Origin of the sequence: Rhodoferax sp. (assembly GCF_039922535.1) — a bacterium.
Taxonomy (GTDB): Bacteria; Pseudomonadota; Gammaproteobacteria; order Burkholderiales; family Burkholderiaceae_C; genus Rhodoferax_B.
Genome location: NZ_JBDTEM010000398.1, coordinates 1 through 11276 on the forward strand (window position 1 = coordinate 1; position 11276 = coordinate 11276).

10 protein-coding genes are annotated in these 11276 nt (G+C 63.4%); all 10 read right to left on the bottom strand.

Annotation, left to right across the window (positions count from 1 at the left end; translation table 11 throughout):
* Positions 1–1154, bottom strand: a 1154-nt coding sequence (locus ABI213_RS18845; RefSeq protein WP_348028231.1) for an aromatic ring-hydroxylating dioxygenase subunit alpha, incomplete at its 3' end; no start/stop codon positions are given.
* A gap of 77 nt (positions 1155–1231) precedes the next feature.
* The gene (locus tag ABI213_RS18850; RefSeq protein WP_348004989.1) at positions 1232–1984 is read right to left on the bottom strand and encodes a hypothetical protein; all 753 of its coding nucleotides are present in this window, start codon (positions 1982–1984) and stop codon (positions 1232–1234) included.
* Entirely contained in the window at positions 1981–3081 is a 1101-nt protein-coding gene (locus tag ABI213_RS18855) for an electron transfer flavoprotein subunit alpha/FixB family protein (RefSeq protein ID WP_348004990.1), read from the bottom strand. The genes ABI213_RS18850 and ABI213_RS18855 overlap by 4 nt, the downstream gene beginning before the upstream one ends.
* Positions 3082–3217: 136 nt before the next feature.
* The gene (locus ABI213_RS18860) at positions 3218–5110 is read right to left on the bottom strand and encodes a (Fe-S)-binding protein (RefSeq protein WP_348004991.1); all 1893 of its coding nucleotides are present in this window, start codon (positions 5108–5110) and stop codon (positions 3218–3220) included.
* A 1-nt stretch (position 5111) separates the two neighbouring features.
* Positions 5112–7172 (bottom strand): NADH:flavin oxidoreductase, encoded by a 2061-nt coding sequence (locus ABI213_RS18865; RefSeq protein WP_348004992.1) that lies wholly within the window; start codon positions 7170–7172, stop codon positions 5112–5114.
* 20 nt (positions 7173–7192) lie between these two features.
* Positions 7193–7726: a DUF5943 domain-containing protein gene (locus ABI213_RS18870; RefSeq protein WP_348004993.1), complete on the bottom strand. Its 534-nt coding sequence runs from the start codon at positions 7724–7726 to the stop codon at positions 7193–7195.
* 73 nt (positions 7727–7799) lie between these two features.
* Positions 7800–8672, bottom strand: coding sequence for a glycine betaine ABC transporter substrate-binding protein (locus ABI213_RS18875; protein ID WP_348004994.1), 873 nt, complete (start codon positions 8670–8672; stop codon positions 7800–7802).
* A 65-nt stretch (positions 8673–8737) separates the two neighbouring features.
* Positions 8738–9709 carry a dipeptidase gene (locus ABI213_RS18880; protein WP_348004995.1) on the bottom strand — a complete coding sequence of 324 codons (972 nt, stop codon included), beginning with the start codon at positions 9707–9709 and terminating at the stop codon, positions 8738–8740.
* An 11-nt stretch (positions 9710–9720) separates the two neighbouring features.
* The gene (gene glyA, locus ABI213_RS18885; RefSeq protein WP_348004996.1) at positions 9721–10995 is read right to left on the bottom strand and encodes a serine hydroxymethyltransferase; all 1275 of its coding nucleotides are present in this window, start codon (positions 10993–10995) and stop codon (positions 9721–9723) included.
* Between the two features lie 11 nt (positions 10996–11006).
* Positions 11007–11276, bottom strand: a 270-nt coding sequence (locus ABI213_RS18890; protein WP_348028229.1) for a sarcosine oxidase subunit gamma family protein, incomplete at its 5' end; no start/stop codon positions are given.

Here is an 11276-nt window from a genome sequence, read left to right on the forward strand (position 1 = left end):
TAGGCACCGGTGGAAATGCCGATTTGCGACTCTTCCACCAAACGGCGGTCCTGGTCGTTGGTGGCGTTCCACACGGCGGTGAGGTTTTCCTTGGTGTAGTCCACGCCTTCCACCGCATCCTTGTGCACGCACCAGGTGGTGCGCACCAGGGTTTTAGTGGCCGAAATCGGCAGCACAGTGAAGCTAACGATGTGGTCGCTCATGAAGTGGTGCCAGGAATTGGGTTGGGTCCAAAAAGACAGGCCACCGAGCGCCGGGTCTACAAAGTCTGCAAGCAATTTCTTGGATGCCACTTCGGCGTTCATGGTCTGCGACTGGCCGCTGCGGTCAATCGGCAGGCGCTGGGTGCGGAAACCGGTGATGCGGTCGTCCAGCGTGTCGATCTCGGCGGAGGGCAGGCCCATGCCTTCCCAGCGCTCGTGGTTGGCGGCCATGATGTCCTGGAAGCGTTGCAGGTCGGCCTTGTTGTGCTCGTCGGGCTGGTAGCCAAAACCGTACTCGTACAGCGAAATGGTCAGCTCGGGATGGTTGCTCATGCAGTGGTAGCACTCGCGGTTGTTTTCCATCGTCAGCTTCCAGTTGCAGTCTTCGATGATGTCGACCTGCGCCGCCACTTTGCACTGGCTGAGCTGGTGCGGGGCAATGTAGGGGGTCATCTCGGCGGCCATCTGCGCAAAGTCTTCGGGTGGGTTCTCGGCCAGGCAGATGAACAGCAGCCCGGCCATATTGCGGATATGCACGGGTTTCAGGCCCAGGCCGCTGGAATCAAAGTCGTCGCCCATGTGCTTGGCATGGATCAGCTTGCCGGTCAGGTCGTAGGTCCACTGGTGGTAGGGGCAGACAATGTTGCCCACAATGCCCTTGGGCTCGGCGCACAGCCGCGAGCCGCGGTGGCGGCAGACGTTGTGGAAGGCCTGGACGTTCATGTCGTCGTCGCGCACGATCAGGATGGAGTTGGTGCCGAAATCGACCGTGATGTAGTCACCGGCTTCAGGCACTTGCGGCTCTACCGCCACAAAGATCCAGTGCTTGCCGAAGATGTGCTCCATGTCGGTCTGCAGGATGGTTTCGCTGAGGTAGAACGGGGCCTCCAGGCTGTAGCCGGGTTTGCGGCGGGCCAGCAATTCGCGGGTCAGGATGGCAGACACATCCATGTTTCGGATCGGCTTTGCCGCCGAATCCATGGATGTCTGTGGGGTTTGCGCAGATAGGTTGGTCATGGGGTGTCTCCTCAAAAGGTCACAAGAGAATGGGTGCGCAGGTAATCAAGCACTGCTTGGGCTTTGGTGTCGGCGCTGCCGGTCTGCAGCACCACGCCGCCGGTAGAGGGCGATTCGATGGCGCCCAGCATGCGGGCATGGCCGGATTGCACGGTTTTGGCTTCGAGCAGTTTGCGGCGCTTGCGGGTGGCGACCAGTGTGCCGGAAGCCGCTACAGGTGCCACGCTGGCGGCTGCGGTGCGCACAATCTTGCCCGCCACTGCGTCGGCCAGCGAATGGCGCAGCGTCAACGGCGCTGCCGCGCTGATGGCCAGCACCGCCGGGGCCTGCACCTTTAAACGCCGCCGTGCGCCCTTGGGCAGGGCCTGGGTGACGATCCAGCCAGCGCCGTCGGCTTCCACGTTGAGCACGTCGGTCACCACGGGCCGCCCGAGCGCTGCCGCCAAGGCGTAGGGCAGTACACCCGAGCCCTGGTCGGCATCAGACCGGGTGCCGGTCAGCACCAGGGCCACATCGCGCAGGGCAGGCAGTAGCGTCTCGACCAGCGGGGCATCGGCGGCGCATTGCAGTACTTCCACCACCGGCACGCCCAGGGCTAGGTAGTCTCGGGCCACAGCGTCGGGCATATTGCCTGCACACAGCAGGCGCACGGGCAACTTCAGGCCCAGGGCCAGCGTGGCCGCCGTGGCATCGGCCTGGCAGCGGGTCAGACGCTGGCTGGTGGGATGGCTGCGCGGAGCTACCAATACGGTGATTTGGCTCATACGCCCTCTTTTTCTTTACGGACCAGGCCCAACAGGGCTTGCATCAAAGCCGCGCTGTCTTCCACCACGGTCAGGTCGGCGCGGCGGGCGATAGGGGCCGAGGCATCCAGGTTCACCGCGATCACGTGGCGGCAGTCCTTGATGCCTTGCAGATGCTGCACTGCGCCCGAGATGCCCAGCGCCAGATAGCCCGAGGCCGAGACGGTTTTGCCGGTGGCCCCAATTTGCTGCGCGCGGGCAAAGCGGCCATCGTCCACCGCCACACGCGATGCCCCTACGGCCGCGCCCACTTCCAGCGCCAGCGTGTGGAACAGGGGCAGGTCGGTCACGCCATTGCCTGCGGCGAGGATGAAATCGGCTTCTTCCAGCGCCAGGGTTTGCGGGTCACCGGCCTTCATGCCGAGGTCTTCAATGCCGCCTTCGGCTGCGTTGGGCAAGGCCGGTGCGGCGATGCGCAGGCCCAGGCCGACGAACGGCAGCTTGGTGCTGGCCACGCCCTTGGCCAGCAGCAGCACGGGCGCATGGGGGCGTAGCCAGTCATGCTGCACATTGGCGGGCACACGCAGACTGTCGGCGGCCAGTTCCACCACGCCACATTGCAGGCCCAGGCTGGCGGATACCGCAAACCGGCGGCCTAACTGGCCGTCGGCGGCGCTGTCGGCGAACAACCACTGCGCTGGGGTCAGCGTGGCGTGCAGGCCTTGCAACCACTGTACGCAGGCGCTGGGCTGGTAGGCGCTGGGGTCGAAACTGTCCAGCACCAGCAGCTTGTCTACGCCCAGGGCTTCAGTATCGTCACCGCAGGCACCCAGCACGGCCACCACGACTTCGGTGTCTGCCGTGGCCAGAATGGCGGCGGCGGCAATGGCTTGGCGCGCGCCGTCGGTCAAGGCTCCGCGCTCGGCGTGGGTGACGACTAGCGTGCAGCGGGTAAACGGGCCTTGGCTACGCACAGGTTTGACGGCGGGGCCATGGGCGGCGTTGGCCGTCAAGCGTTCGCCTTCGCTGCTGCCCAGAATAATGCGGCGCAGGCCTGCGGGCGTGATGATGGCGGGGCGGCGCGGGTCAATCCGGCGGGTGTTATGTGTTAGCGACAATGGAGCCCCCAAGTTTTTGAATGGCGGACCAACCGCGGGATACCACGGGACCGGCTTTGCCGGACCGTCGGTATCGCCCCATGCAGGGGGTTGGCGAAAGCGACACGCAGTGCGCGAAGACTGGGGGGGAACACATTTATGCGAGCTCCAAGGCGTGGGCCATCAGTTCGGCAATGTCCAGTACTTCGGGCCGGGGCCCGACCACGCCTTCGAGCATGGCGGTGCAGTTGGGGCAGGCCACGGCCACCACGCCTGCACCGGTGCTTTTGGCATCGGCAATGCGGATGTCCGGGATGCGGGTGGTGCCGGGAATATCGGTGAACGGCGCGCCGCCGCCACCGCCACAACAGCGACCGCGTTCACGGCTGCGTTCCATCTCCACCACTTTGATGCCAATGCCTTTGAGCACGGCGCGCGGGGCATCCACTTCGCGGCCATAGCGGCCCAGGTAGCAGGGGTCGTGGTAGGTCACGGCTTCCAGGCTGCCTGCGCGGGTGGGCTTCAGGGTTTGCTTGGTCAGCAGATCGGCCAGCAGCTGGGTGTGGTGCCACACGTCGAAATCTCCACCCATCGCCGGGAACTCGTTTTTCAGCGAGTGGAAGATGTGCGGATCCGGGGTGACGATGTGCTGGAACTTGCGGGTCTTGAGTGTGGCGATGAGCTGCTTGGACAGGCGTTGGAAACCGGCTTCGTCGCCCAGGCGCCGTGCCAGGTCACCGCAATCGGTCTCTGCCGCGCCCAGGATGGCGATTTTTAGCTCTGCTTTTTGTAGCGTTTTGATGAAGGCGCGCAAGGTGCGCTGGTAGCGCATGTCGAATCCGCCTTCGCCTACCAGCACCAGCCAGTCGGTTTGGCTGTCAGCTTCCAGCACCGGTAGGTTCAAATCTGCGGCCCAGTGGTGGCGCGCGGTCAGCGGGAAGCCACCCACGGTGTCGGTGTCGCGCAGCTGTTCCAGCGCTTCACCGCCCTTGTTGGGCACCACGCCGGTCACCAGGGTGATGTGTCGGCGCATGTCCACGATGGCATCCACGTGCTCGATCAGCATGGGGCACTCTTGCACGCAGGCGCGGCAGGTGGTGCAGGACCAGAGCGTGTCGGAGTTGATCAGACCGTTGACGATGGGCAGATGGGGTGCACCCGCATGTTCGCCTACTTTTTGGCCGGGGTAGGGGCTGCCAGCGTAGTGCGCGTCCGATTTGGCGCTCATGCCGACCACCAGATCCTGGATCAGCTTCTTGGGGTTCAGCGGCTGGCCAGCGGCAAACGCGGGACAAGCGGCTTCGCACTTGCCGCACTGCACGCAGGCATCGAAAGACAGCAGCTTGTTCCAGGCGAAATCGGCAGGCTTGCCGACACCCATGTCTTCGGGGGTGAGCGTGAGCGGCTGCAGGGCCGTGGCGAAACGCTTTTCGCTGGCGCTGCCAAAACGCTCGGGTCGGGGGTGCAGGCCCAGGTGCAGCAGACCGGCGACGGCATGCTTCATAGGGCCGCCCAGGCCAATGCCAAAGGCCAGCTCCGCAGCGCCTGCGGCAAATGCCAGGCTGATCAGACCTGCCAACCAGGGGGCCAGGGCGGTGCCGGTGAGTGCCACTGCGCCTACCAGCGCCACGGCCACCGCAAATAGCATCAGCGAGTAGGGCAGGCGGCTCCAAGGGCCTTTGGACAGGCGGGTTGGGGCATTGCGGCGACGCGAAGCCATGGCGATACTACCGGCCAGCATCATCAACCCGGCCAGCAGCAAAATGCCGTCCAGCAGCGGCCAGTACAGGCCCAGGCCGTAGTTCAGCGCCACCAGCGCCAGCGCCAGAATCGCGCCGCCCGCCACGCCCACGTGGGCGCGGGCCACAAACGGCTCGCGCGCCACCACATCGTGCAGATCGACAAAGTAACGCTTTGGTATTTGTAGCAGCCCGCGCAGGTCCACACTGCGTGAACGGCCTGTTTTCCATATAACTGCCCGGCGGGCCATGCCCCAGGCCAGGCCCAGGACTGCCAGCCAGAAGATGGTGCTTACAAGGTGCGACAGCATCTTAAAAGTCCTTGCACAGACGCAGTGAGTCGTAGATGGCGGCGTGGATGTTGTGCATCGACACGCAGTCGCCCACGCGGTACAGCAGGAAGTTGCCGTTGCCCGTGGTTTGGCTCAGGCCGGGCTGGGGCAGTGCGTCATACAGCGCTTCGATGTCGGTCTGGCCCTTGTTCATCGACAGGGGTTTCAGCTGCCAGTACAGGCCGTCGTTCGGCAGAATGCCGTTCTCGACCACCACCTGGTCCACAGCGCGCTCTTCCAACGCTTCGGTGTACTCGTTTTTCAGCACGGCGATCAGCTTGTCGCCTTCTTTGTAGACTTTTTCCAGCCAGTGGTTGGGGGTCTGGATCACGCCGTTGGCGTAGAGCTGGCGGTAGAAGATGGGGAAGGTGGTGCCGCCCACGTCGTCGGCCACCTTTACGTCGGGGGTGACGATCTCCACCAGCTTGCCGCGGGCGGCGATGAAGTCGGCCACGCCGGTGCCCGCATGGGTGCTGATGCTGTCGTAGACCAGCACGTTTTCACCCGGGGCAACCGCGCCAGACAAAATGTCCCAGCCGCTGACGCACAGGCCTTCGGCGGCACCCCAGGCCGGGGTTTGGCCGGTGTGCGGCACGCCGCCGGTGGCCAGCACCACGATGTCGGGCTTTTCAGCCAGGATCATCTCTTGCGTGGCGGCCACACCCAGGCGGCGGTCCACGCCCAGGCGCACGGTTTCCATGTCGAACCAGCGGATGATGCCGGCCATTTGTTCGCGCTTGGGCGGCTTGGCGGCCAGATTGACCTGCCCGCCGACCAGGGCGTTCTTCTCGAACAGCACCACGTCGTGGCCGCGCTCACGTGCCACGCGGGCCGCTTCCAGCCCGGCAGGGCCTGCACCGACCACCACGACCTTGCGGCGCACGCCCGTGGTCTTTTCGATCACGTGGGGCATGGTTTCTTCGCGGCTGGTGGCGGCATTCTGGATGCACAGCACGTCCAGGCCGTTGTACTGGCGGTCGATGCAGTAGTTGGCACCCACGCATTGTTTGATTTGGTCTTCTTTGCCGTCGCGGATCTTGATGACCATGTGCGGGTCGGCAATCTGCGCGCGGGTCATGCCCACCATGTCCACCATGCCGGTAGCCAGGATGCGCTCGGCCTGCGATGCGTCGCGGATGCTCTGGGCGTGCATGACGGGCACTTTGCTGACGGATTTGATGCCGGCGGCCAGGTGCACAAAGGGCTCGGGTGGCAGCGCCATGGGCGGCATGCAGTTGACCAGGGTATTGTGGGTATCGGCACCGGAGCCGACCACGCTGAGAAAGTCGATCAGGCCGCTTTCGCTCATGGCCTGGGCGATTTCCTTGGCCATTTCGTGGCTGATGCCGTCTTCATGGAATTCATCGCCGCACATGCGCATGCCGACGCAGAAGTCGCTGCCGACCTGTTCGCGCACGGCCTCCAGCACTTCCATGCCGAAGCGCAGGCGGTTTTCCAGGCTACCGCCGTATTCGTCGGTACGGTGGTTGACGCGGGGGCTCCAGAACTGGTCGATCAGTTGCTGGTGCGCGGCGGAGATTTCGATGCCGTCCAGGCCCGCGTCTTTGACGCGCTTGGCGGCGCGGCCGTAGTCGGCGGCGATGCGGCGAATTTCTTCGATTTCGATGGTTTTGGCGTTGCCACGGTGCACCGGCTCGCGGATGCCCGAGGGGCTGACCAGGTGCGGCCAGTCGAAGCCGTGCCAGGCGTTGCGCCGCCCCATGTGGGTGGCCTGGATCATGAGCTTGGCGCCATGCTTGTGCATGGTATCGGCCAGCGTGGCCAACGGCTCGATGACCTTGTTGGTGGCCAGATTGATAGAGCTCCACCACGACCAGGGGCTGTCGCGCGATACTGGGCTGGAGCCACCGCAAATCGCCAGGCCCACACCGCCCTTGGCTTTTTCTTCGTAGTAGCGGATGTAGCGCTCGGTGGGGTTACCGCCCTCGGCATACACCTCGGCGTGCGCGGTACTGACGATGCGGTTGCGCAACAGCACCTGGTTCAGGCGGATGGGCTCAAACAAATGCGGATAGCGCATGGCGGTGCTCTAAAAAGAAATTAAAGGGGGCTGACGGTGAACACGCAGTGGGCATGGCCCTCGGCGGCACATTGGGTCTCGGTGCTGGTGGTGCGCACTGCGGAGCCGCTGGTTTCCAGCACCCAGTCCATCGCACCCGAGAACCAGCCTGCGAACAGGTAGCAGACCTTGCTGCGGTCTACCGGCACACCGGCAATGCCCTGCGCCAGCACAAATACCGAATGGTCCAGTTGGATCTGCGCGTGGCCGGTGGTGGCATCGGCGCTGGCGAACTTGAACAGGCCCCAGCCGCGCTGCGACAGGCGTTTGAGGTAGTGCTCATACACCGCCATGCCGGTCAGGCCGTGGGTGGCGGATTCTTGCTGGCACCAAAAGTAGGCGGAGCGGTAGCCGGCTTTGTACAGCGCCGGGGCATAGACCTCGCGGCCCACCACAGCTTCGGTTTCCACGTGGTTGTTGACGAAGAAGTGCCGCGGCACGTAAATCATCGGCAGTTTGTCGGTGGTCCACACGCCGGTGGTTTCGTTGACTTCGATGGGGAGTTGGGGTTGCATGTGGGTTCCTGGGTGAGCTTGTGGGGGCTGTGCCTGGGTGGCCTGTGCCGCCCGGCACAGGCCTATCGGTGGTTTATGCCAACCAGCCGGCGACGCGCGCGGGGTTGTCGGCAATCCATTTTTCGGCTGCGGCTTCGGGCTTGGCACCGCCTTCGACGGCGAGCATGACCGCACCGATTTCTTCAGGCTTCCACGACAGCTTTTTCAGGAAGGCCACGACGGCAGGTGCCTTGGCGTTCAGGCCGGGGTTGATCACGCTGTCCACATGCTCTTCGGCACCGTAGATGTTCTTGGGATCGGCCAGGAAGCGCAGCTTGTACTTGGCAAACATCCAGTGCGGAATCCAGCCGGTGACGGCAATGGCTTTGTTGGCGCGGTAGGCGCGGTCCAGTTCGGCGGCCATAGCCGGGCCAGAGCTGGGCTGCAGGCGCATTTCCAGGCCGTAGGCTTTGATGGCTTCTTCGGTCTTCTTCATCACACCGGCACCGGCATCGATACCGACGATACGGTCGCCAAAATCAGCCTTGTGGCTGTTCAGGTCGGCCAGACTGGTGGCTTTGACGTAGTCGGGCACGATCAGACCAATCTTGGCACCAGGGTAATTGGCACCCAGAATTTGCACTTTGTCCTTGAAGTTGGCCAAGTAGGCTTCGTGGGTCACAGGCAACCATGCCGACAGCGTGGCATCAATATCGCCGCGCGCTACGCCTTGCCACATGATGCCCGCGGCCAACGGCACCAGCTCGACCGGGTAACCCAGCTTGGTACGGATGATGGTGGCCGCCAGGTTGGTAGTGGCTACGCTGTCAGACCAGCCATCGACAAAGGCGATCTTGATGGTGGGTTTGGTCTGGGCGAATGCGCTGCCGGACAGGGCCAATGCGGACAGACCTAAAGTCTGCGTGAGGAACGCACGGCGTTTGCGGGGGGGGGACGAAACGGTCATAGCAGCTAACTCTTGGTTATGGAAAGGGAATGCGAAGGGGCGGTGAAATCTGTGGCTGGTGTACCTTAGGTACCCCAGACCTGGTCGAAGAATTTCATCCAGTTGGCACCCAGTACCTTGGTGATGCGGGCGTCAGACCAGCCGGTTTGCTGCATCGTGGTCGTGAGGTTAGGGAAGTCGCCGATGGTGCGAATGCCTTCGGGGTTGATCACTTCGCCGAAGGTGGTCAGGCGACGCCAGCGGCCTTTGTCGTGCGTCAGCATGTCGAAGAACTCATGGCCGTGGCCTTGGGTGAAGTCAGAACCCAGGCCCACGCAGTCTTCGCCCACGATGTTGATGACGTAGTCGATGGCCTCGACGTAGTCGTGCACGGTCGATGCATTGCCGCGCTTGAGGAAGGGCGAGAACATGGTCACGCCGATGAAGCCACCGTGGTCGGCGATGAATTTCAGCTCGGCATCGCTCTTGTTGCGCGGGTGGTCCTTCAGGCCCAGGGGTAGGCAGTGGGTATACGCCACGGGCTTGGTGGAGGCCAGGATGGCTTCTTCCGAGGTTTTGCTGCCCACGTGCGACAGGTCCACCATGATGCCTACACGGTTCATCTCGGCGATGACCTCGCGGCCGTAGCCGGAAAGCCCGCCATCGCGCTCATAGCAGCCGGTGCCCACGAGGTTCTGCGTGTTGTAGCAAAGCTGGACTACGCGCACACCCATGTCGTGGAAGGCCTCGATGTAGCCGAGGTTGTCTTCAAAGGCATGGGCGTTTTGAAAGCCCAGGACGATACCGGTCTTGCCATCGGCCTTGGCTTGGACGATGTCTGCCGTGTTGCGGGCCAGGGTGACCAAGTCGCTGTTGTCGCGTATTAACTGTTTGAGCTGGCCGATGTTGTCGACCGTCTTCGGGAAGTCGTCCCACACCGAGACGGTGCAGTTGGCGGCGGCCAAACCGCCCTTTTTCATGTCTTCAAATACGCTGCGGTTCAGGTTGGCGATGATGAGGCCGTCAATGACGATGGAGTCTTGGTGCAGGGAGCTCATGGTGTGTCCTTTTAGGCGTAAAGGGGGAAACGTGCGGTCAGGGCTTTGACGCGAGCGTAGACCGAGGCTTCCAGGACGGCATCGCCTTCGGGCTTGGTTTTCAGGCTGTTGAACACTTCCAGCATCAAACGGCCCACTTCTTCAAATTCGGCCACGCCGAATCCGCGCGTGGTGCCCGCTGCCGTGCCGACGCGGATGCCCGAGGTGATGGTGGGCTTTTCGTCGTCAAACGGTATGCCGTTCTTGTTGCAGGTGATGCCCGCGCGCTCCAATGCCACTTCGGTGGTGTTGCCTTTCAGGCCCAGGGGGCGCAGATCGACCAGCAGCAGGTGGTTGTCGGTGCCGCCGGTGACCAGGTCCAGGCCACCGGCCTTGAGTACGGCACCCAGGGCCTTGGCGTTGGCCACGACCTGTTGGGTGTAGGTCTTGAAGCTGGGTTGTAGGGCTTCGCCAAAGGCCACGGCCTTGGCCGCAATCACGTGCATCAGCGGGCCGCCTTGCGAACCGGGGAACACGGCGGAGTTGATCTTCTTCGACAGCGCTTCGTCGTTGGTCAAAATCACGCCACCACGGGGGCCGCGCAAGGTTTTGTGGGTGGTGGAGGTGGTCACATGGGCGTGCGGCACCGGGCTGGGGTACACGCCGGTAGCGACCAGACCGGCCACGTGGGCCATGTCCACCATCAGGTAGGCCCCCACCTTGTCGGCGATGGCTCGAAAACGCGCCCAGTCAATGGTGCGGGGGTAGGCCGAGAAGCCTGCAATGATCATCTTGGGTTGGTGCTCTACGGCCAGGGCTTCGACTTCGTCGTAGTCGATCAGCGAGTCGGCACGGCGCACGCCGTATTGCACAGCCTTGAACCATTTGCCCGACAGCGCCGGTTTGGCGCCGTGCGTCAAATGACCGCCTGCCGACAGCGACATGCCCAGCACGGTGTCGCCCGGCTGCACCAGCGCCAGCATGACGGCGGTGTTGGCCTGCGCGCCGGAATGCGGCTGCACGTTGGCGTATTCGCAGCCAAACAGTTGGCACAGGCGCTCTATAGCCAGGGCTTCGACCACATCCACGTGCTCGCAGCCGCCGTAGTAGCGCTTGCCGGGGTAGCCTTCGGCGTACTTGTTGGTCAGCACCGAGCCCTGGGCTTCGAGTACGGCTTTGGAGACGATGTTTTCCGAGGCGATGAGTTCGATCTGCTCGCGCTGGCGTTGCAGTTCATGGTCCATCGCGACGCTGACGGCGGGGTCGGCCTGGGCCACACCCACGGAGAAGAAGCTTTCGGTTGTCATGGCACAAATTCCTAAACGGTTTCAAACAAGGGGGTGAACACGGGGTCGGCACATTGCGCCGGGCTGGTGATGCACATGCGGTAGGGCAGGGCGGTGCGCTCCAGCAAGCGCCAGGTGTAGTCGGCAAAGCTGCGGCGAAAAACCAGTACCACTCCTGCTTCATCTGTATGGGCTACGGTAAGTCCGGTCTTGGACACCACCGTGCTTGCGCAGCGGCCCACAGCCAGGCTCTCATAGTCATATGGGCCTAGTTGGCGTAACAGCAGCATGTGGTCGGGACC

Coding starts and splice junctions, on each gene's coding strand:
- ABI213_RS18860 (WP_348004991.1), bottom strand. CDS start 5,110: ATGCTGTCGCACCTTGTAAGCACCATCTTCTGGCTGGCAGTCCTGGGC.
- ABI213_RS18850 (WP_348004989.1), bottom strand. CDS start 1,984: ATGAGCCAAATCACCGTATTGGTAGCTCCGCGCAGCCATCCCACCAGC.
- ABI213_RS18875 (WP_348004994.1), bottom strand. CDS start 8,672: ATGACCGTTTCGTCCCCCCCCCGCAAACGCCGTGCGTTCCTCACGCAG.
- ABI213_RS18880 (WP_348004995.1), bottom strand. CDS start 9,709: ATGAGCTCCCTGCACCAAGACTCCATCGTCATTGACGGCCTCATCATC.
- ABI213_RS18870 (WP_348004993.1), bottom strand. CDS start 7,726: ATGCAACCCCAACTCCCCATCGAAGTCAACGAAACCACCGGCGTGTGG.
- ABI213_RS18865 (WP_348004992.1), bottom strand. CDS start 7,172: ATGCGCTATCCGCATTTGTTTGAGCCCATCCGCCTGAACCAGGTGCTG.
- glyA (WP_348004996.1), bottom strand. CDS start 10,995: ATGACAACCGAAAGCTTCTTCTCCGTGGGTGTGGCCCAGGCCGACCCC.